Source organism: Pseudomonas sp. LBUM1656 (genome assembly GCF_059716065.1).
Genome location: NZ_CP166800.1, coordinates 3,756,122 through 3,776,067, shown reverse-complemented (window position 1 = coordinate 3,776,067; position 19,946 = coordinate 3,756,122). Strand labels below are relative to the sequence as shown.

Sequence of the window (19,946 nt, the reverse complement as noted above, 5' to 3'; positions counted from 1 at the left end):
TCAGGCCACGCTGACCAACTCGATTCGGATCGCGCATTTTTTGTAGTCGGTCTGCTTGGAGATCGGGTCGGTGGCATCGAGCGTGACCTTGTTGATCAGCTTGTTGGCATCAAAGAACGGTACAAAAACCAGCCCTTGGGGCGGTTTGTTGCGGCCGCGGGTTTCGATGCGCGCACGGATTTCACCGCGTCGACTGATCAACTTCACTTCACTGCCTCGGCGTGCCTTCAAGGCTTTGGCATCTTCGGGGTGCATGTAGACGAGTGCGTCAGGCACCGCTTTGTAAAGCTCCTCGACCCGTTGGGTCATGGTGCCGGTATGCCAGTGTTCGAGAACGCGGCCGGTGCTTAGCCAGAACGGGTAATCGGCGTCCGGCGCTTCGGCCGGCGGCTCGTAGGGGAGGGCGAAAATGATCGCCTTCTTGTCCGGGTAGCCATAAAACTGTACTTCGCTGCCTTTCTCCACATAGGGGTCCAGTCCCTCGCGGTAGCGCCAGCGGGTTTCCTTGCCGTCGACCACCGGCCAGCGCAGCCCGCGTTCGCTGTGGTAGCGGTCGAATGCGGCAAGGTCATGCCCGTGGCCACGTCCAAATTGGGCGTACTCCTCGAACAACCCTTTTTGCAGGTAGAAGCCAAACGCCTTGGCCTCATCGTTTTTGTAGCCCGCTTCCATTTGCTCGACGGGAAACTGGTCAACCTGGCCATTCTTGAACAGCACGTCGAACAGGGTCTTGCCCTTGTGCTCGGGAGACTGGGCGAGCAATTCGGCGGGCCAGGTTTCATCGGTGGTGAAGCGTTTGGAAAACTCCACCAACTGCCACAGGTCCGACTTGGCGTCGCCCGGCGCAGTCACCAACTGATGCCAGAATTGCGTACGCCGTTCGGCATTGCCAAACGCGCCTTCCTTCTCAACCCACATGGCGCTGGGCAGGATCAGGTCGGCGGCTTGGGCGGACACGGTGGGATAGACATCAGACACAATCACGAAATTGTCCGGGTTACGCCAACCCGGCAGGACTTCCTGCATGATGTTCGGCCCGGCGTGCATGTTGTTGCTGGCCTGGGTCCAGTAGACGTTGAGCACGCCGTCCTTGAGCATCCGACTCTGTTCCACTGCGTGAAAACCAGGCTTGGGCTGAATGGTACCGGCGGGCAGTTTCCAGATAGTTTCCGCGGTGGCGCGATGTTTGGGATTGGTCACCACCAGGTCGGCAGGCAAGCGGTGGGAGAATGTCCCGACTTCGCGTGCCGTTCCACAGGCCGACGGCTGACCGGTCAACGAGAAAGGGCTGTTGCCTGGCTCGCTGATTTTGCCGGTGAGCAGATGGATGTTGTAGATCAGGTTATTGGCCCAGACGCCGCGCGTGTGCTGGTTGAAACCCATGGTCCAGAACGACACGACCTTGCGTTTGGGGTCGGCATACAATTCGGCCAGGCTCTTGAGCCGTTCAGCCGATACCCCGGTCTCCTTGGCCGTGCGTTCCAGTGTGTAGGGTTTGACGAACGCGGCGAATTGCTCGAAGTCGATGTCTGTCCAGGTGTTGGCCTTGTCGGCATTCTTCGCCTGTTTTTCCCGTGGATCATCCGGGCGCAGTCCGTAGCCGATGTCATCGGCCCCCTTGGCGAAGCGGGTGTGCTTGCTGACGAAATCCTGATTCACCGCACCGCTTTCAATGATGTGATTGGCGATGTAGTTGAGAATCAGCAGATCGGTTTGCGGCTTGAACACCATCGGGATGTCGGCCAGTTCAAAACTGCGGTGCTCGAAGGTCGACAGCACGGCGACTTTCACGTGCGGGTAACTCAGGCGCCGGTCGGTGACCCGGCTCCACAGAATCGGATGCATCTCGGCCATGTTCGAGCCCCAGAGCACGAAGGCGTCGGTGGCTTCGATGTCGTCATAGCAACCCATCGGTTCATCCATACCGAAGGTGCGCATAAAGCCCATGACCGCCGAGGCCATGCAATGTCGCGCATTGGGGTCGATATTGTTGCTGCGAAAGCCTGCTTTCATCAGCTTGTTGGCGGCGTAGCCTTCCCACACGGTCCATTGCCCGGAACCGAACATGCCGACCGATTCGGGGCCTTTGCTCTTCAAGGCTTCCTTGAATTTCAGTTCCATGATGTCAAAGGCCTTCTCCCAACTGATCGGCTGGAATTCGCCCTGCTTGTCGTACTGGCCGTTCGTCATGCGCAAAAGCGGCTGGGTCAGGCGATCAACGCCGTACATGATCTTCGACAGAAAATAGCCCTTCACACAGTTCAGCCCGCGATTGACCTCTGCCTTGACGTCGCCATGGGTGGCGACCACCCGGTTATCCTTGGTCGCGACCATCACGCTGCAACCTGTACCGCAGAAGCGGCAGGGCGCCTTGTTCCAGTCCAGGGTGACCATGTCGGCTTCGGTCACCAGGTTACTGGCGGAGGTCACAATCGGCAGTCCGGCGGCGGCAGCTGCAATGGCGGCGGCCTGCGCCTTGACGAATGCTCGGCGGGTCATGCTCATCCGATGTCTCCTTCGGGTTCGAGGAGTTCGTGGTAGATCAGCGCGGCGTTGAGTACGCCCGGCAGGTTGTTGATTTGTTCGATGCGTTGGAGGATCTGGCTTTCGTGCACGGCCTCAAGGACCACCACCAGTTTTCCGGCGGGACTTTCCTGATGCAACTCCACGCCCTCCAGCAGGCGCAGGTTGGCGTTGACTGCGTCGAAATATTCAGGCCGGGCAAGTACTACAAGGCTGGCAATATGCAGGGCTTCGTCCATGTGCACGCTCCAATAGGCCTGAAGAAAAGGCTATTAGTTGGGTGGTCCAGGTGGGCCGTACACCATCTGAAAAAACCAAACGATAAAGCCGTAGCCGCCGACGATTGCAACCGACAGCAGCGGAAAGAGGAAAACGACAAGAAAGAGGAACAGCCGGGTTTCCTTGCGACGCCCGGGTTTGCGTTCTTCAGCCGATGGCATTAAGCAATCTCCAGCCTGACTTGCACTCAGACTAGATCACGACGTTTTAACAAGTTTCCTGATGCATACGTTTAACGACCGACGGTGATTCATTCAGGTCTGAGTGTCATAAACGGTTGTAACGCCTTACATCATTATTTCCGAAGTTACAAATGCCCTGCGTTTTGGGCCAAATGATCGAAAATCACCGAGGCGGTCTATACTCGGGATCGATTTGCCAACCAACCTGGCAGGGGGCGGCAACTGCTTTCCGGGAATTGGCGCTTCACACTTCGTGCCTATCAAACCAAGGGAATTACCGCATTACTTATGGCCAATAAACTCACTTCCAAAACTGCGATCGTGACCGGGTCGGCCCAAGGGATTGGGGCAGCGATTGCGCGACTCTTCGCGCAGGAGGGGTGCTTTGTCTACATCACGGATATCAACGACGAACCCGGCAGAGTCTTTGCAGATTCACTCGGTGAACACGCCAGCTATCTGCACCTTGATGTGCGGCGCGAAGAGGACTGGCAGCGAGTGACGGCGCAAATCCTGAACGAGCGCGGCAGGCTGGATGTCTTGGTGAACAACGCGGGTATCACCGGATTTGAGCAAGGCTTCGTGCCTCACGACCCGGAGCATGCGCGTCTGGAGGACTGGCACGCCGTGCATCAAACCAATCTCGATGGTGTATTCCTCGGTTGCAAGTACGCCATTCGCTCCATGCGACAGCACGGGGCAGGCTCCATTATCAACATCTCTTCTCGATCAGGCCTGGTCGGCATCCCGGGCGCCGCGGCCTATGCGTCGTCAAAAGGCGCCGTGCGAAACCACACAAAGACGGTGGCGCTTTACTGCGCCGAGCAAGGTCTGAATGTTCGGTGCAACTCGATTCATCCAGCGGCCATCCTCACGCCCATGTGGGAGCCCATGTTGGGCACCGGCGAAGATCGTCAAGAGCGAATGGCCGCACTGGTTCGAGATACTCCGCTCAGAAGGTTCGGGATGCCCGAAGAGGTTGCGGCGCTGGCACTGCTACTCGCCTCGGATGATGCAACCTATATGACAGGCAGTGAGTTCAACATCGATGGCGGCCTCTTGGCTGGCACGGCTGCGACGCCCACCGTAGTGGATGACAGCGCCGACTAGTTCAAAGGGATCATGGACCGACGCTCGTCATACGCCGCGGTAAGCCGGTGATAACAATAAGCGCGACGCCACACAGTTATTGTGCGGAAGTCGTGCACTCAAACGCCAATTCGGCACATCGCCCGGGACTTGGCGCAGACAATCCGCATGAGCTGACATTGAACCGGGGCCGCGGTCCGGCGAAGAAACCGCGGCGGCCGATCCATCAGGCACGGAGCAGACCTTTCTGTTTGGCGACATGCGTGGCCATTGCGTCCATCAGATCCGGGGACAGGCAGTCGTAGGGCTCCAGACCGATTGAGCGCAGGCGCTCGCGGATAGCCTTCATTTGCGCGGGCGGTGTGCCGGTTTCGATGATGGAGGAAACGAACGCCGCGAAGCCCGGCGCCGCCCATCCGCGCTGGGGCGAGAGCTCGGTGTGGACGAAGTCCAGGCCATAGAACGCATGGTCCTTGTTCTCGATGCGCCCGAAGAGGTGGGCGTGACATTGCTTGCAGGCGTGGCGCTGGATGGTGGCGGATTCGTCAACAATCGCCAGTTTTTCTTCGTGGGCCGTGACGCTGACCTTATCCCGAGGTACCACGGCGATGACGGCGAAAGTCGCGTTTTGTGGTTTCCAGCATTTGCTGCAGCCGCACGCGTGGTTATGCAGCGTCTGTGCGTCGATCTTGACCTCGACCTTGTCGGTCGCACACAGGCATTGCAGGGTGCCACCGGTGAAATTATCGGCGGCGGGTTGGATACCGTTGTCCAGTGAAGGGTGAAGTTTCAAGGTGCTCATGCTGGCGTCTCCTTTTCAGGGTGTCCCCAGATAAGAATAGCGGTTGCGCGTTACGACAGGCGCGACTCGCGTGTCGCGCTGCTCAAGCCGACGGCCGTCACACCGATGCGCGAGAACACCAGCCACGCAAAAAGCAGCACGCTGCAGCCAATCAGGATTGAGGCAACGCCAATCCATGGCTCGACTGACGGGAAGCCCTTGAGCCGCAGCGTCAGAGCACCGAGCATCACCGGGACGCCAACGTTGTACGTCCAGAACTGTGCGGCAGCAACGCGCCCTTCGGTAATCGGCGCGAGCGTCGAAGAATCACTCGTCGCCACCGCCTGGGCCGCTCGGGCGCTGGTTCGTCAGGCATTGGCGGAGGAAGAAGAGTTGCACCGAAAGCGCAATGCTGCGAGCTTGCGGTCTTCGCCTTCAAAATGATTCGGCTGGCCGGAGTGATGTGAACCCGGGCGCTGCCATAGGCCAACCCATACGCAGGAAAGCTGCCTCTGGCACGGGCGCCTGTATCTCCTAAATGAGTGGCCTCTGTGTCTATCGAAAGTATCACTGGGTGGGTACGGTCCGAAGACACTCTTTCATTGATGAGGTAATCATGGATCTAACGGCTGTTCCCTTTGGTACGACCGATTGGTCGACTGTCGAGCGTGTCGAATACGCTGGGCAGACCGGTACCGCCTGGTGGCGAACCTGCCAGTTTGGTTCGACGCGTGTGCGGATGGTTGAGTACAGCCCCGGCTATCTGGCCGATCACTGGTGTTGGAGAGGTCATATCCTGCTGTGCCTGGAAGGCGAGTTGCACACGGAACTGGAGGATGGTCGCCAGTTCACGCTCACCACCGGGATGAGCTATCAGGTGGGCAACGACGCCGAGGGGCATAGATCTTTCAGTGCCACGGGGGCCAAGTTGTTCATTGTGGATTAACGCTGGGGTTGATTCTTGCGGATAGAAATCGGTGGTGCGGCCTGCCCATCAGAACAATGGGCAGGCCCGTGCAACTCAGCTTTTAGCGCAACGAGCGGAAGGCTGCGCGCAGTTCCTTGGCGAACAATTCAGGCTGTTCCCAGGCCGCGAAATGGCCGCCCTTGTCCACTTCGTTGAAGTAGATCAGGTTGGGATAGGCGCGTTCGGTCCAGGTTTTTGGCGCCTGGTAGATTTCGCCAGGGAACACGGTCACTGCGACAGGGATCTTGATCTCCTGGGTCTTCTGTTCCACGGCATTGAAGTTGTTGGTGTTGTTTTCCCAGTACAGGCGTGCGGACGAGATCGCGCTGTTGGTCAGCCAGTAGAGGGAAATACCGTCGAGTATCTCGTCCTTGGTCAGGGATTTTTCCGCATCGCCACCGCTGTAGGTCCACTGGTTGAATTTGTCGAACATCCACGCGGCCAGGCCGACGGGTGAGTCCGATAAGCCGTAGCCGACCGTTTGTGGTCGGGTGCTCATCATGGCGCCGTACGCCGCATTTTTGCCGAAGAAGGTTTTCAGCGACTCATAGGCCGCGGTCTCCTTGGCCGACAGACCAGCGGGAGGCGGGGTGCCGTCGTTGATCGCCTTGGCGACATCGGCAGGCACGGTGGCCGGCATGTTCACGTGAATCCCCAGCAAGCCGGGCGGTGCCTGACGTCCCATGGCGTCGGCGATCACCGATCCCCAGTCACCACCTTGCGACACGTAGCGCTGGTAGCCCAGGCGCTTGACCAGCACATCCCACGCCACGCCGATGCGGTCGGGACCCCAGCCGCCGTCGGTGGGTCTCTGGGAGAAACCGTAGCCGGGCATCGAGGGAATGATCACGTCAAAGGCATCTTCGGCACGACCGCCGTAGGCCGTCGGGTCGGTCAGCGGTCCGATGGCTTTGGTCAGTTCAAGGATCGAACCGGGCCAGCCATGGGTGAGCAGCAGTGGCAGGGCGTTCGGATGTCTGGATTTGACGTGGATGAACTGGATGTCGAGGCCGTCGATGTTGGTTACGAACATTGGCAAGGCATTGAGTTGTTTTTCAACGTTGCGCCAGTCGTATTGCGTGCCCCAGTAGCCCACGAGTTCCTGCAGCTTTGCCAATTGCACGCCTTGGGATTGATCGTTGACCGTTTCGCGGTCGGGCCAGCGGGTCGCCAATACACGTTTGCGCAGATCGGCCACCGCGTCTTCAGGGATGTTGACCTTGAAAGGACGGATGGCGCTGTCCTTCTCGACGGTGACGGCGGCCGCAGGCGTTGTAGCGGCCCGAGCGTAAGAGGGCGAGACGAGGGCGACCAGTGCCAAGGCACCAGCGGTTGCTGAAACAGCTAACAGGCAGCGACGGAACGCCGTAAACGATAGTGCTGACATGGTCGTACTCCAGGGGGATTGGGGCGATAAAACAAGGACTACATTGGATTTCCTTACGGCGACGGCGTGTCGCTCAAGGGTTTTCGAAAGCGATGGGATTCGGCCTGGTCCAGGAAGGCATTGGCTTGCTGCACGAAATCGTTGGCGTACTGGAACAATGCGCCGTGCCCCGAACTGGGATAGATCAGCAATTTGGCGTTCGGAATATGCTGTTGCAGCGTGTAGGAATTCTCGGTGGGCACCATCACGTCCTTGCTGCCGTTGACTACCAGGGTCGGCTGGGTAATCCGGCTCAATTGCGAAAATGTGCCGTCACCGGGAACGCTCCATTTGCCCAGCGCCGCCCCTTGGGCCGCGATGACCTTCATTGAACTGAGCTTGTCGAGGCCTTCTGTGCGCTGGTGACGCCGGTCCCAGAATTCCCGGGCAGCCTGCTGGCTTGCCGGCGCCGGATCGAAAAACAGATAAGCGGTCTCCTCCTGCGTGGCGATCGATTCGCGCAACGCGATCCCGGGAACCCGGGGATCATGTCCCGAGACCCCGCCGCGCGGCGACGTTCCCGCCAGGATCAGCCGGCGCACCAGTTGCGGATGGCGCAACGCAACTTCCTGCGCCACCATGCCGCCGATCGAGAAGCCAAGCACGTCGACCTGCGTCAACCCGCGGGCGCGGGCAAAGGCGGCGACGTGATCGGCCATGGCTTCAAACGAATCGGGTGTTTCGCCGCTGCTGAGGCCCACGCCGGCATTGTCGAACAGGTAGACCGGCCGTTGCTGTGCCAGGCCATCGGTCACTGCCGGGTCCCAGTAATCCATATTGCCGCGAAAGTGCTGGAGCAAGATGACCGGAACGCCGGCCTGCGCCCCGAACTGGCGGTAGGCGTAACGCACGCCGTCAGCTTCGACGAATTGATTGGGTGCGCTGTTGTGCGTGGCCGCCGGCACCGCAATGGCGCCGCTGACCGTGATAGCCAAGACAGCCCCGAGGGCCAGTCGCTGAAAGAGTTGCATGGTGTGCTCCTTACGCGACGGCTTCGGGATTCAGGTACGCCGCTTGCCCAGTCGACAGGCTGGCCTTTATGGCGCGTGTCCCTTGGTCGGCGAGCACTTCTTTCAGACCGGCTTCCACGCCGTCCAGCGACTGGATCACGACGTCGGATGGCTGAACTTTCGGCACGTCAAAACCGTGGGTCAGGTCGGTGTCGATGAAGCCCACATGCAGGCCTTGCACGCTAGTGCCCTGGCCATGGAGTTCGATGCGCAGCGAGTTGGTGAAGCTCCACGCTGCCGCTTTCGATGCCGCGTAGGCAGACAGGAACGGCGCGGCAACCCAGGTAGCGTCTGACAGTACGTTGACGATCGCACCGCCGCCGTTGGCTTTAAGCACCGGGGCGAAGGCCAGGCTGACGTGCATGACGCCGTAGTAATTGGTTTCGAAGATTTCGCGGGCCATTTCCACCAGGCCAGGTTCCAGCATGGAAGGCAGCAGGCGGGCGATGCCTGCATTGTTGACCAGCAGCGTCACGTCGCCCGCTTGGGCCACTGCCGCGGCGACCGATGCCGGGTCGCTGACGTCAAGACGAATGGCGATCACCCCCGGAATGTTGACGCCTTCAGGGTTGCGCACCCCGGCGTAGACCTTGCTCGCACCGCGGGCCACGAGCTCTTTTGCGAACGCGAGGCCAAGACCACGGTTGGCGCCGGTAACGAAGGCAACGGAATTTTTTATTTTCATGATCGTGTGCTCTGGTTGGATGAGGCTTTCGCCCTGTAAGATTGCGCTCGCAATCATTGAATTAATAATGGCGATCGCATTTATTAAAGTCAACACAAATATTCTGTTCGTAATAAAGCCTTACTGGCACTGGATTCTTGTTAATTGTGGACGCAATCATAGTGTGCAAGAATGAACGCGGAGGAACCTCATCATGAAAATCTCGAAAGAAAAATCAGAAGCCAATCGCGCCGCCCTGGTGGAGACCGCCAGTCGTCTGTTTCGCGAGAAAGGGATTGATGGTGTGGGCGTCGCCGAAATCAGTAAATCGGCCGGCTTGACCCACGGCGCGCTGTACGCGCACTTCCCATCCAAGGAGGCGTTGGCCGCCGAGGCACTGGCGTGGAGCCTGGAGCAGGGCAATGCCAAGCTCTATACGGGCACGGTGGATGGCGAGCCAGACCTGGAGCGTTTCCTGACCGACTATCTGGCAGTGGACAGCCTGGACAACTATGCCGAGCACTGCGCCATGGCGGCGTCCGCCAGCGAAATCGGCCGCCAGGATGCTGCAATCAGCGCGAAGTACACCGAGGGTTACATGGTGCTGGTGCGGGCGTTTGAGCGCCGGGTCGCCGCCAATAATCCCGGTGTCGACGCGCTGGCCACCGCCATGGGCATCGTCGCTGCAATGGTCGGCGCCCTCTCGGTTGCGCGCGCCACGGCGAAGGCACGGCCGGAGGTGTCGGCTCAGGTGCTGCGCGGCGTGCGACTCATGATCGATGCCGCGCTGAGTAAACCGGTGTAGCGGTCGCCAGGCTTGCCCGCAAGGGCACCTGGCGATTGGGTTTTACGACACAGGACTAACTTTGTGGGACCACCCGCGCTTCGCTACCGGCACCCTCGACATAGACGTTCATGCCTTTTATCAGTGCAGGGTTAATCGGCTGGGTCACCGACACCAATACGCCGCTGTTGGTGCGCACGATGATCTGCTGTGCGGCCTTTGGCTGATCGTATTGTTTCTTTTCCGCGTAGTTACCGCCCGCCGCACCTGCCAGCGCCCCGGCAATCATCGCCACATCCCGACCGGTGCCCCGGCCGATCAGGCTTCCGAGGCCGACACCGCCGAGGCCGCCTAATATGGCGCCCACGCCACTGTCGTGGTTGGTCTGCATCTGCGTCTGGGTAATCTGCTCGATTTTCCCCGAGCGAATTTCCATCTCGCCCGCGCCGCCGCTCCCGGCGTCGACCGCGACACAAGCGCACAGCGCCAGGCTCAACAACGTAATCATCAACCAGTAAGCGATAGTTTTCATGGTCAAACTCCAGCATTTTCGAGGAAGTTGATCTTGCAAACGCATCAATTCACGGTAGACGAAAAAGACTGGAGGGGCCTTTAAATTCAGCGTTGTTTCACCGCATGCGGGTAGAGCTCAGGAGGGAGTTCACCGATGCCTTTCAGGCGGGCTTCAAGAAATTCACGCAACACCCGCACCTTTGTCGAAAAACGCCGGTTGGGCAGGTAAGCCATGTAAATCTGGCTCCCGGTCAGCGAGTTAACAAACCTATAGTCAGGCAGGACAATTTGCAACTCGCCACTCAAGAGCAGATCACGCACCAGCCAGATTTCAAATTCGGCAATGCCCAGGCCGCCGCAGACCGCTTCCAGCAACAGCTCCGAATTATCCGACTGAAGGTTGCCCTTCGGGAAAATCGAATGCTTCACATCGTCTCTGGTGAAATACCAATGGGGGTCGCTGTCCGGGTGAACGTAGATCAGGCAGTTGTGCGCACTGAGTTCGGCCGGTGTTGTGGGATGGCCGCAGCGCGCAAGGTAGCCGGGTGTGGCGCAGAGCAGGGAATCGTTGCGGGAGATCGGATAGGCGATCAGGTTTTCCAGGTGGTTTTCGCCCTCATGGATATCGAGATCAAAACCGCCCACGATCATGTCGTTGTGGTTGTCGGTCAGCCGCAAATCCATCTGGATACCTGGGTACATCTGTAAGAAGGGCGCGATCAGTGGTGCGAGGAAACGCCTGCCGAAAGCCACGGGTGATGTCAGTTTCAGCGGGCCGCTGGGTGCAAGGTTGAGATCACTGACAACCCGCAATGTGTCGTCCAGGTCCGCAATCATCGACAGCGCCCGCGAGTGATAGATCTGACCCGCTTCCGTAAGCGCGACGATGTGGGTGGTGCGATGGAGAAGGGTGGTGTTCAGCGACTTTTCCAGCGTCGAGATCATTCGGGTCAGTGTCGAAGGGGAGACGTGCATCTCTCGGGCCGCCGCTGAAAAGGTGCCCAATTCCACCACTTTGACCAATGCCCGCATGACGCCCAGGTGATCAATTCGTCCAGTGTCGATAGTCATTTCAAAGTGAGTGCCTTTGCGTGGGGTGCAAAACCGAATTCTGTAACGCGATATTCCATCAGATTTTGTCGGAATATAGACTGAATTCGTTCGAAGTGCGCACGTCGTTCATGTCTTTCCGACCACGTCATCACCCCTACAGATGTTGATCTGCGGGGTGTTCATTGGAGTATCGAGATCATCATGGATTTTCCTGCACATGTTCCATTGGCCATTGCTACCCGCAACGAACACGTCGAACGCATCCACTGGGGATCAGTGGCTGTCGTCGACAGCGAAGGCGCGTTGTTGGCGTATGCCGGCGATCCCGCCGCCATGATGTTTTCCCGTTCTACCCTCAAGCCCTTCCAGGCTATTCCTTTTGTGCGGGACGGCGGTATCGAGCACTTCGGATTTTCCGAGGATCAAGTCGCCTTGATGTGCGCCAGTCACTCGGGGGAAGCCTCGCACGTGAGTACCGTCAGCAGCATGCTGACCAAGATCGAGCATGTCGCGACTGACCTGGGCTGTGGCTGCCATCTACCGGACTTCTACAGCGCAGACAATCTGCCTGCCGCCGGCTTCCACTTCGATCAACGCCATCACAACTGTTCCGGCAAACACACCGGCTTCCTGGCGTATTGCCGTCTTCATGGATTGCCCAGTCATTCCTATCTGGCACCGGAACACGCCTTGCAACGTGACATCCAGCGCGTCGTCGCCTCGCTGACTCGGGTTCCGGAACATCAGCTCTGGACGGGAATCGATGGCTGTAATGCCCCGAACCTTGGCATGCCGCTCTCACGGCTCGCTTTGTTGTGGGCGCGGCTGGCCAGCGGTGATGCCGGTTCCGATGCCAGCCTCAGCCCTGTTTTACAACGTCTGTTCGACGCCATGCGCCGCAATCCGGAAATGGTCTCCGGCACCGGTCGGGCCGACCTGGGGATCACGCTTGCCTCCAATGGCGACTGGGTCGCGAAAACCGGCGCCGATGGTGTGCAGACGGTGGGTATCCGTAGCCGAGGGCTCGGGGTGGCGGTCAAGGTCAGCGACGGTGATTTCCCCAGCGTGTTTGCCGTGACCCTTTCGGTGCTCAAACAGCTGGGTGTGCTGGAGGAAGGCAGCGACAGTCCGTTGTTGGCGCCATGGGCAGACCCTGCCTTGAAGAGTTGTACTGGCGCTCCGGTGGGCCAGCTGAAAGCCACGGTGCAATTGAAGTTCGTTTAGTCCGGGGTGCCTGCCGGGCACACGTCAGACCTCTAACGCAGATCACAAATCATGCAATCGACTCACGCTCAAACCCAGTCAACCCCGGCCCTCTCACTGCGCGGGGTTAATAAGTTCTTCGCCAGTCAGCAAGTCCTGTTCGATGTCGACCTGGAGGTTCAGCCCGGCGAAGTGGTGGTGATTATCGGACCGTCCGGCTCCGGCAAGTCGACCCTGTGCCGGTGCATCAACCGTCTGGAAACCATCACCAGTGGCGAGATCTTTTTGCACGGCGAGCGCCTGCCTGAAGAGGGTGGGGCACTGGCAAAGATGCGGGCGAAGGTCGGTATGGTTTTCCAGAGTTTCAATCTGTTTTCGCATCGGACCGCTTTGCAGAATGTCGCCATGGGGCCTCGAAAGGTTCTCGGAATGCGGCGTCAGGAGGCGGATGCGTGGGCGTTGCAACTGCTCGACCAGGTCGGGCTGGCGCACAAGGACAAGGCTTATCCCGCAGAACTGTCGGGCGGCCAGCAACAACGCGTTGCGCTGGCTCGTTCGCTGGCGATGAAGCCCAGTGTCATGTTGTTCGATGAACCGACCTCGGCGCTCGATCCGGAAATGGTTAATGAGGTGCTCAAGGTCATGGTCGATCTGGCCCGCTCTGGCATGACCATGGTGGTGGTCACCCATGAAATGGGTTTCGCCCGTTCCGCCGCCGACAGGATCATCTTCATGGACGCGGGCCGGATCGTCGAAAGTGCGCCCCCGGAAACCTTTTTCAGCGCCCCTCGCTCGGAGCGCGCCCGCGAGTTCCTGTCCAAAGTTCTCGCCCATTAATTCACTCAACTGAAAACACAATAACAAGAGAGATCAACTATGCGCTCAAATCGATTCGTCTCCTTCAGCGTCTCTGTTTTGGCTTCCTGCCTGCTCGCCGGGTTGGCATCGGCCTCGACGGTTGAGAAATTCCCGGCCGACTCGACCATGGCCAAGATTCAACAACGCGGCAAGCTGGTCGTCGGTACCTCGCTCAATACGCTGATGTTCTCCTCCCGCAACCCCATGACCGGACAAGTTGAAGGCTTCGAGGCTGATCTGGCGAGGATGCTGGCGAAGCAGCTCACCGGGTCCGAAGACAACATCGAGTGGATTAGCACCACGCCAGAGAACCGTATCCCTCTGGTCGAGAACAAACGGGTCGACCTGGTCATTTCCACCATGACGGTGACCGACGAACGCAAGAAAGTCATCGGCTTTGCCGGTCCGTACTACCTCGCCGGACAAGATTCCCTGGTGAGGGCGGACGATCATTCGATCAACAAAACTGCCGACCTGGACAGCAAGACGGTCTGCGTGCTGAACGGCACGACCGTTGAGCGAAACCTCAAACCGTTGGCGCCCAATGCCAAAATCGTGACCTTCAGCGATGCCTCCGCCTGCGTCGAGGGGCTGATCGACAAACGTTTCGACGCCTATGTCGACGACGGTGCGACGCTGGTCGGTGAGGCGATGCGACAACCCGGCAAGATGCGCGTGGTCGGTACGCCGTTCACCGAAGAGCCCTACGGAATCGCCGTGGTCAAGGAAGATGAGGCTTGGCGCAACTGGATCAACGATCAGTTGGGCAAGTCGATCCAGAGTGGCCAGTGGCAAAAACTGTATGGCAAGGATCTTGAGTCTGGCCTGGGCGCACCCCAAGTGCCAGTGATCGAACAGTAAGAGAGCCGGAAGGGGCGACCGTGATGTCTTATATCGAACGCTTTCTGGGGGGCATCGCGGTCAGCGTCGAGCTTACCCTGCTGTCCTTTGCCATCGCGATCGTTCTCGGACTGCTGTTGGCAATCATGAGGGTGAGCCCATGGCCACCCTTTCGCTGGTTCGCCAGCAGTTACGTTGAACTCATGCGGATGATGCCGCTGTTGGCGCTGTTACTGCTGTTCACCTTCGGATTGCCGAAGCTGGGTTTCATGTATTCGCTGTTCACTTCTACGGTCCTGGTGTTGGGGCTTTATAGCGCTGCCTGGATCTGTGAAGTGGTGCGGGCGGGCATCAACACCGTGTCGATCGGGCAGATCGAAGCCGCACGCAGCATCGGCATGCGCTTCGATCAGATTCTGGGCGAAGTTGTCTTGCCACAAGCGGTGCAGTCGGTAATCGCGCCGCTTGGCAATCTGTTCATCATTCAGATCAAGGCGTCGGCCATCGGCGCTGCGATCGGTGTCGCGGACATTACCTACACCGCACAGAAGATCAACTTCGACACAGCCTTGGCCGTGCCGACCTTCCTCGGCGCCATGGCCGCCTACATGCTGCTGACCCTTCCGGCGGGTCTGTTCTTTCGCTTCCTGGAGCAAAAAATGGCGGTGTTGCGATGAGTGCTACGAACCTCCTGTACGAACCGCCGGGTCCGATGGCCAGAAGGCGTAACCGGATCATCTCGGTGATTGGCGTCATCCTTCTGTTCGGGTGCCTGTTTGCCGTGGGGCACCGGCTCGACGCAAGTGGTCAGTTCGATGCCAATCGGTGGGAAATCTTCCTGCATCCGGGGACGCTGCGCTTCCTGTTTGACGGGCTGATGGCAACCTTGCTGGCTGCGACGATCAGCGTGGTGCTGGCCTTTGGTCTGGCATTGCCGCTGGCGCTTGCGCGGCTGTCGACCACGCTTTGGTTGCGCACGTTGGCGGCGGCCTACATCGGGTGTTTTCGTGCGGTGCCGCTGCTGCTGTTGATCCTTTTTACCGTCATTCTGCTGCCTTCGCTTGGGTTGAACTGGTCAGCCCTGGGTTACCTGATTTTCGGGATGGTGCTGCACCACAGCGCGATGACGGCAGAGATCGTCCGCGCCGGCATTCTCTCCCTGGGGCGCGGGCAGAAAGAAGCGGCACTGTCGATCGGCATGCGCGAACACCAGGCGATGATATGGATTGTGTTGCCGCAGGCGCTGAAACTCATGCTGCCAGCGTTGATCAGTGCGGTGCTGGCCATTGTTCAGGACACTTCGCTGGGGTACATCATTCCCTACGAAGAGTTGCTGCGTCGTTCACAGCAAATATCCAGCTTTGCCCCGCAATCACTGCTGCAATCGGCGTTTATCGTCACGGTCATGTATGGGTTTGTCAGCGCGCTGCTGTTGGCATTGCGCCGCTGGATCGAACGGCGGCAGGCCTATACCTCTCGCGCCGTTGTCCGGGAAGAGGGGGGGATGCCTGAAGTAAATCTGGTCGGGCCCCTGGGAAGTGTTCCAGGCATGCAAACGGCTTTGGGGCATGGGCCGGATCCGCTGCCGAGACGTGATCATTGAGTAAAGGGCGCGCGTAAAAAAGCCCGGCTGATGAGGCCGGGCTTTTCGTCGAGGACTTCGGTGAAACCATTCATTTATACAGCGCGGCTTTCGATCAGGCGGTCAGAGCCACCTTCAGCAACGCGGTTTTCGATCAGACGATCCGAGCCACCTTCGGCAACGCGGTTTTCGATCAGACGATCCGAACCACCTTCGGCAACGCGGTTTTCGATCAGACGGTCGGAGCCACCTTCAGCAACGCGGTTTTCGATCAGACGGTCGGAGCCACCTTCAGCAACGCGGTTTTCGATCAGACGGTCCGAACCACCTTCGGCAACGCGGTTTTCGATCAGACGGTCGGAACCACCTTCAGCAACGCGGTTTTCGATCAGACGATCCGAACCACCCTCAGCCACACGACTTTCGATCAGGCGATCCGAGCCGCCTTCAGCGACAACCGGGTGAGCAGAAGAAGCGGCGAAAGCGTTAACTGCAAAAACCGAGAAAGCGATGCTGAGAAGGATTTGGCGTTTCATGAGGGTGTGCTCCGGGGTGTAGTTGTTTGGTATGGAGCCGATCTTACGCCGCGGATTTTTTATGAGAACTTCATTGAGTCGATGGTGACTATCGACGCTGGTAATGAGTGCGAAAGCCCCGGCTTAGACGCTTCAGGCTTCGCTGATCTTGCTGACGCTCGTCAACTGGCCATTCCAGACCATCTCGTAATGCGCTGTTTGAATGATTGATAAAACCGGTCTCGGCGTCATCAGCGCCCAGCAGTAACTGCCCTGCATCCGCACGGAGTGGTAACGAATCCCGGGCCATCGCGCCTCTTTGACGGACCTCCCCAAGCGCCGCGACTCTGTGTAATCGTCAGGATCGTAAACAGGATCGGTCGGCGCAATGGCGGCAGCATCCCTCATAGCTGCGTCCACGAAAGAGCAGGACAACCCCCGGAACACAAACCGCTCATAGTTAAGGCCCGGCACATTCGACCAGTACAGACTCTGGTGATGCCGCACCTCGGCCAACGCCGTTTCCATGGAGTCCGCCAGATACAACACCCCGAAACTGCCATCGCTGAACCGCGATCCCGCCGGGTTGACGTGGGTAAAAGGCGCCGTCGCGTAAGAGCAGCCGGGAATGCCGAACGGGATCTGATCCCGCGCAATCAGCTCAAGATGACCCACTTCATTTTTCAGCCTGGGATTCGTCAACGCCTGAATCTGATACAGCACCTCAAACTCGTCCGCATCCGCCACGTCATCAAACATGGCGATCGGTGGAAACTTTGAATTGACCAGTCGGTAAGCCTGCAGCTGTTCGCCGGCCAGTTCTGCCAGTTCGCTCACCGTCACCATTGCGCACCACGCAGCACGTCAATGTGCTTGAACGTTTCATACAAGGAAATCATGTCGCCCTGAGCCATGATCTCCAGCGGGCTGCGCCCATTGAAAAACTCGTTATGGTTGGCCATCGACGGGAAACCGTAGACGTTTTCCGGGTTATCGAAGACCAGGCGCAGAGCGGCGTGGATATTGAGTACGAAACTGATGCGCTGCATCTGGTCTGAATCGAGCGTCACGGACCACGAGGGATCGCGCTGCCGGGCACGGGTGTAGGTGCTGCGGGAAATACGCAAGATGCGACAGGCCTGATCGCTGGAGGCGCGCCATTTTTCGAGGATGCCAACGGCGGCGCGCAGGCCGGTGACGCATTGGGTTTTGGTGAGTGCCTGCTCTCGGAGGGGGACTGCCATGGGTTATACCTCACTCTGATTCCTTGGACTCAAAACTATCTATATTGCATCTACAGATCAAGAGTGTTTCGACCAATGGAATACAAATTGGCCTCCACGAGACGAGAGTTCTCTGCACTCACCGCGAATGCGCTGGTGTGAATGCTGGTTCTGCATCATCGGCGCGGCCGTTCACTCCGTTAGATCATCAGGTGGTCTGACGGCGTCTCAAGCGGCCTGCTAGCCTTCAACGCATTCGGACCTTCAAAGGCGCGGCACATGCAGATGACTAAAGTCGGCGATAACGCTCTGGATCAACTCCGTGACGCGCTGCGTCAGGCGGCATTGCCCTGCGACGATGTCAGCGAACCCGGTCGGCAGTTTTACCGGTTCGAAGAGGATGGAAAGTGGGTGGCGTTTGGGGGCCTGGAGGGTGCTGCGCCCGACATGTTGCTGCGATCCGTCGTGGTGTGTGATGCGCGTCGTGGCGAAGGGCTGGGCAAGGCTGTGTTGCTTGCATTGGAACAGTGTGCCGCCTCCCAAGGCGTGCTCCGCCTGCATTTGTTGACCCAAGGGGCGGTCGGGTTTTTCTCGGCCAATGGTTATGAACGGTTCGATCGGCAGGCGGCCCCCGCGGCTATCTGCCAGACCGCCCAGTTCAACCAGTTATGCCCGGCGTCGGCGAGTTATTTACGAAAGACATTGGGGGTGTAAATCGGTCCCGTTGCGGCGATAACCCTTGGATTCAGTGGTCCGTTAAAAATCTGTCGATTTCTTCCACGGTACTGCGTGCCGTGCGCGTGACGCCGATCAGTGTCGCGGAAGCGGCGCCTGTCCAGTCGCCATAGCCCACCAGCCACAAACGCGGCTCTTGGATTGAATGCGTGCCTTCGACGGCCACGCGACCATCGGCGGTGCACACGCCCAGTGATTCCAGATAGCCGAGGGCAGGGTGGAAACCGGTGCACCAGATCACTGCGTCGACTGGCGTTTGCGAGCCATCGGCCCACACCACGCCGGTTTCGGTAAAGCGCAGGAACGGCCGAACCGCGTGCAATACGCCGCGCTCCCGGGCTTCGACGACTGGCGGCACCATCACGATATCGCCCAAACCACCGACCGGTTGTTCAATGACGGTGCCGGCGAGCTGAGCTTTCCAGCGTTCGGTGGCGCGCTCGAACAGTACTCGTCCATCGACGTCATCGGCGAGAAATTGGGGCGGCTGCGGGGTGACCCAGGTGGCGTCGGCCACTTGCGAGACTTCAGCGAGGATTTGCGCGCCGGAGTTGCCACCGCCCACCACCAGGACTTTTTTTCCGGCAAACGGCTTGGCGTCGACATAGTGAGCCGAATGCAATTGCTGGCCGGTAAAGGATTCACTGCCGGGGTAATGCGGCAGGAAGGGATGGCGCCAGGTGCCTGTCGCGCTGACCACTGTGCGGGCCAGCCAGCTACGGCTATCGGTCTTGATGTGCAGGCGCTTGTCCCGGCGTTCAATAGCGTTCACCCAATAGGGCCGAGCGGTAGGGAATTGGTAGCGTTGCTCATACTGGCGCAGGTAATCGAGTACGTTGTCGCGGCTGGGGTAGCCGTCCGTGACCGGCGGCATCATCCAGCCGGCGATGGAACTCCAGGTCGAGGGTGAAAACAGTCGCAGTGAGTTCCAGCCGTGCCGCCAGGCGCCACCCGGTCCGGCTTCGGCATCAATGATCACAAACGAACGCCCTGTTCGCCGCAGAAAGTAAGCCACGGCAAGTGCGGACTGGCCACCGCCGACAATCGCGACGTCCACTTCGGTGGGGGTAGAAGGCATGGCGAATCCTCAGGGGGCAAGAGTCACGCCAAGATACCCCATGCGGATCGGCTATTTGTTGATGTTGCGCAAGTGTTCGGTGCAGCGGCGGCTCCGGCATCGGAACATGGAACCCACACCGTCCAAAGCGTCTACAGTCAGAGGGCTGTCGCCTACTGAAGGAACGACCTGATGTTCAGATCCCACGCGTTGATTGCTGCTGTAACAAGTATTGCTCTGGCCTGCGGTTCGATAACTGCATTGGCCGATCCTGGTAATGGAAAAGGCCAGGGAAACGGCAAGGGAAACCCGCAAAACAGCCAGGTCCATGGCAACCAGGGTGGTCAGGCAGGCAAAGGCAAAAACACCGGCGGCGATTGGGATCATGGTCCGAGTATCAATCGCGGCAGCATTCTGGGGATCGTGGGTGGCTACCGGGACTACTGGAGCCCCGGTCCTGCTTTGCCTCCCGGCATTCAAAAGAACCTCGCTCGTGGCAAACCGCTTCCACCCGGCATTGCCAAAAAACTGGATGGCCGGTTAATCGGCAGATTGCCTCATTACGACGGGTACGAATGGCAACAGGCAGGGACCGATCTGATCCTGGTCGCGCTGGCCACCGGGCTCATCTATGAAGTACTGAACGGTGCTTTTGACTAGCA

The 19,946-nt window shown here is 59.0% G+C and carries 23 protein-coding genes and 1 pseudogene; 10 read left to right on the top strand and 14 right to left on the bottom strand.

Annotated features, from left to right (window positions below; genetic code table 11):
- From napA to napE, 3 genes are read right to left on the bottom strand one after another with little or no spacing between them, the layout of a single operon-like run.
- On the bottom strand, positions 1–2,505 hold the full coding sequence (napA, locus tag ACA072_RS17055) for a nitrate reductase catalytic subunit NapA (protein ID WP_497619231.1): 2,505 nt from the start codon (positions 2,503–2,505) through the stop codon (positions 1–3).
- A complete protein-coding gene (locus ACA072_RS17050; protein ID WP_497619229.1) occupies positions 2,502–2,762 on the bottom strand; it encodes a chaperone NapD in 261 nt (86 codons plus the stop codon). Before ACA072_RS17050 ends, napA begins: the two co-directional genes overlap by 4 nt.
- Before the next feature lie 33 nt (positions 2,763–2,795).
- The gene (napE, locus tag ACA072_RS17045; protein WP_497619227.1) at positions 2,796–2,963 is read right to left on the bottom strand and encodes a periplasmic nitrate reductase, NapE protein; all 168 of its coding nucleotides are present in this window, start codon (positions 2,961–2,963) and stop codon (positions 2,796–2,798) included.
- Between the two features lie 309 nt (positions 2,964–3,272).
- Here napE and ACA072_RS17040 point away from each other — a divergent pair, with 309 nt between their 5' ends.
- Positions 3,273–4,094 carry an SDR family oxidoreductase gene (locus ACA072_RS17040; protein WP_497619225.1) on the top strand — a complete coding sequence of 274 codons (822 nt, stop codon included), beginning with the start codon at positions 3,273–3,275 and terminating at the stop codon, positions 4,092–4,094.
- A 205-nt stretch (positions 4,095–4,299) separates the two neighbouring features.
- Here ACA072_RS17040 and gfa read toward each other — a convergent pair whose 3' ends face one another.
- Both gfa and ACA072_RS17030 read right to left on the bottom strand, forming a co-directional pair.
- A complete protein-coding gene (gene gfa / locus ACA072_RS17035; RefSeq protein WP_497619223.1) occupies positions 4,300–4,875 on the bottom strand; it encodes an S-(hydroxymethyl)glutathione synthase in 576 nt (191 codons plus the stop codon).
- 50 nt (positions 4,876–4,925) lie between these two features.
- A pseudogene (locus ACA072_RS17030) lies at positions 4,926–5,162 on the bottom strand (hypothetical protein); the annotation flags it as partial.
- Between the two features lie 308 nt (positions 5,163–5,470).
- Between ACA072_RS17030 and ACA072_RS17025 the strand changes: the two are divergent.
- Entirely contained in the window at positions 5,471–5,800 is a 330-nt protein-coding gene (locus ACA072_RS17025; RefSeq protein ID WP_497619222.1) for a DHCW motif cupin fold protein, read from the top strand.
- Between the two features lie 82 nt (positions 5,801–5,882).
- Here the strand turns inward: ACA072_RS17025 and ACA072_RS17020 are convergent, their stop codons facing one another.
- The 3 genes from ACA072_RS17020 to ACA072_RS17010 are packed head-to-tail and all read right to left on the bottom strand — an operon-like array spanning position 5,883 to position 8,942.
- Positions 5,883–7,208: an epoxide hydrolase family protein gene (locus ACA072_RS17020; protein ID WP_497619220.1), complete on the bottom strand. Its 1,326-nt coding sequence runs from the start codon at positions 7,206–7,208 to the stop codon at positions 5,883–5,885.
- A 53-nt stretch (positions 7,209–7,261) separates the two neighbouring features.
- Positions 7,262–8,218 (bottom strand): alpha/beta fold hydrolase, encoded by a 957-nt coding sequence (locus ACA072_RS17015; RefSeq protein ID WP_497619218.1) that lies wholly within the window; start codon positions 8,216–8,218, stop codon positions 7,262–7,264.
- 10 nt (positions 8,219–8,228) lie between these two features.
- On the bottom strand, positions 8,229–8,942 hold the full coding sequence (locus ACA072_RS17010) for an SDR family oxidoreductase (protein ID WP_497619216.1): 714 nt from the start codon (positions 8,940–8,942) through the stop codon (positions 8,229–8,231).
- A 193-nt stretch (positions 8,943–9,135) separates the two neighbouring features.
- On the opposite strand from ACA072_RS17010, the gene ACA072_RS17005 reads away from it, so the two are divergent.
- A complete protein-coding gene (locus ACA072_RS17005) occupies positions 9,136–9,726 on the top strand; it encodes a TetR/AcrR family transcriptional regulator (RefSeq protein ID WP_497619214.1) in 591 nt (196 codons plus the stop codon).
- Between the two features lie 55 nt (positions 9,727–9,781).
- Here ACA072_RS17005 and ACA072_RS17000 read toward each other — a convergent pair whose 3' ends face one another.
- Both ACA072_RS17000 and ACA072_RS16995 read right to left on the bottom strand, forming a co-directional pair.
- Positions 9,782–10,237: a glycine zipper 2TM domain-containing protein gene (locus ACA072_RS17000; RefSeq protein WP_497619212.1), complete on the bottom strand. Its 456-nt coding sequence runs from the start codon at positions 10,235–10,237 to the stop codon at positions 9,782–9,784.
- A gap of 86 nt (positions 10,238–10,323) precedes the next feature.
- Positions 10,324–11,250 (bottom strand): LysR family transcriptional regulator, encoded by a 927-nt coding sequence (locus tag ACA072_RS16995; protein ID WP_497625001.1) that lies wholly within the window; start codon positions 11,248–11,250, stop codon positions 10,324–10,326.
- 222 nt (positions 11,251–11,472) lie between these two features.
- Between ACA072_RS16995 and ACA072_RS16990 the strand changes: the two genes are divergently transcribed.
- From ACA072_RS16990 to ACA072_RS16970, 5 genes are read left to right on the top strand one after another with little or no spacing between them, the layout of a single operon-like run.
- The gene (locus ACA072_RS16990; protein ID WP_497619210.1) at positions 11,473–12,495 is read left to right on the top strand and encodes an asparaginase; all 1,023 of its coding nucleotides are present in this window, start codon (positions 11,473–11,475) and stop codon (positions 12,493–12,495) included.
- 51 nt (positions 12,496–12,546) lie between these two features.
- Positions 12,547–13,311 (top strand): amino acid ABC transporter ATP-binding protein, encoded by a 765-nt coding sequence (locus tag ACA072_RS16985; RefSeq protein WP_497619208.1) that lies wholly within the window; start codon positions 12,547–12,549, stop codon positions 13,309–13,311.
- Positions 13,312–13,350: 39 nt separating this feature from the next.
- Positions 13,351–14,193 (top strand): glutamate ABC transporter substrate-binding protein, encoded by an 843-nt coding sequence (locus ACA072_RS16980; RefSeq protein WP_497619206.1) that lies wholly within the window; start codon positions 13,351–13,353, stop codon positions 14,191–14,193.
- A 23-nt stretch (positions 14,194–14,216) separates the two neighbouring features.
- Positions 14,217–14,849: an amino acid ABC transporter permease gene (locus tag ACA072_RS16975; protein ID WP_497619204.1), complete on the top strand. Its 633-nt coding sequence runs from the start codon at positions 14,217–14,219 to the stop codon at positions 14,847–14,849.
- The gene (locus ACA072_RS16970) at positions 14,846–15,775 is read left to right on the top strand and encodes an amino acid ABC transporter permease (protein ID WP_497619202.1); all 930 of its coding nucleotides are present in this window, start codon (positions 14,846–14,848) and stop codon (positions 15,773–15,775) included. The genes ACA072_RS16975 and ACA072_RS16970 overlap by 4 nt, the downstream gene beginning before the upstream one ends.
- A 74-nt stretch (positions 15,776–15,849) precedes the next feature.
- Here ACA072_RS16970 and ACA072_RS16965 read toward each other — a convergent pair whose 3' ends face one another.
- The 3 genes from ACA072_RS16965 to ACA072_RS16955 all read right to left on the bottom strand — a co-directional run bounded on the left by ACA072_RS16965 (position 15,850) and on the right by ACA072_RS16955 (position 17,513).
- Positions 15,850–16,290, bottom strand: coding sequence for a hypothetical protein (locus tag ACA072_RS16965; protein WP_052909712.1), 441 nt, complete (start codon positions 16,288–16,290; stop codon positions 15,850–15,852).
- A 132-nt stretch (positions 16,291–16,422) separates the two neighbouring features.
- Positions 16,423–17,115: an RES family NAD+ phosphorylase gene (locus ACA072_RS16960; RefSeq protein ID WP_497619200.1), complete on the bottom strand. Its 693-nt coding sequence runs from the start codon at positions 17,113–17,115 to the stop codon at positions 16,423–16,425.
- Positions 17,109–17,513, bottom strand: coding sequence for an antitoxin Xre-like helix-turn-helix domain-containing protein (locus ACA072_RS16955; protein ID WP_497619198.1), 405 nt, complete (start codon positions 17,511–17,513; stop codon positions 17,109–17,111). Before ACA072_RS16955 ends, ACA072_RS16960 begins: the two co-directional genes overlap by 7 nt.
- A gap of 258 nt (positions 17,514–17,771) precedes the next feature.
- Between ACA072_RS16955 and arsN2 the strand changes: the two genes are divergently transcribed.
- Complete coding sequence (arsN2, locus tag ACA072_RS16950) at positions 17,772–18,206, top strand: arsenic resistance N-acetyltransferase ArsN2 (protein WP_497619196.1); 435 nt, start codon at positions 17,772–17,774, stop codon at positions 18,204–18,206.
- Between the two features lie 31 nt (positions 18,207–18,237).
- On the opposite strand, the gene ACA072_RS16945 is transcribed toward arsN2, so the two are convergent.
- Positions 18,238–19,305, bottom strand: coding sequence for an ArsO family NAD(P)H-dependent flavin-containing monooxygenase (locus tag ACA072_RS16945; RefSeq protein ID WP_497619194.1), 1,068 nt, complete (start codon positions 19,303–19,305; stop codon positions 18,238–18,240).
- A gap of 171 nt (positions 19,306–19,476) precedes the next feature.
- Between ACA072_RS16945 and ACA072_RS16940 the strand changes: the two genes are divergently transcribed.
- On the top strand, positions 19,477–19,944 hold the full coding sequence (locus ACA072_RS16940; protein WP_497619192.1) for an anti-virulence regulator CigR family protein: 468 nt from the start codon (positions 19,477–19,479) through the stop codon (positions 19,942–19,944).
- Positions 19,945–19,946: the final 2 nt, after the last annotated feature.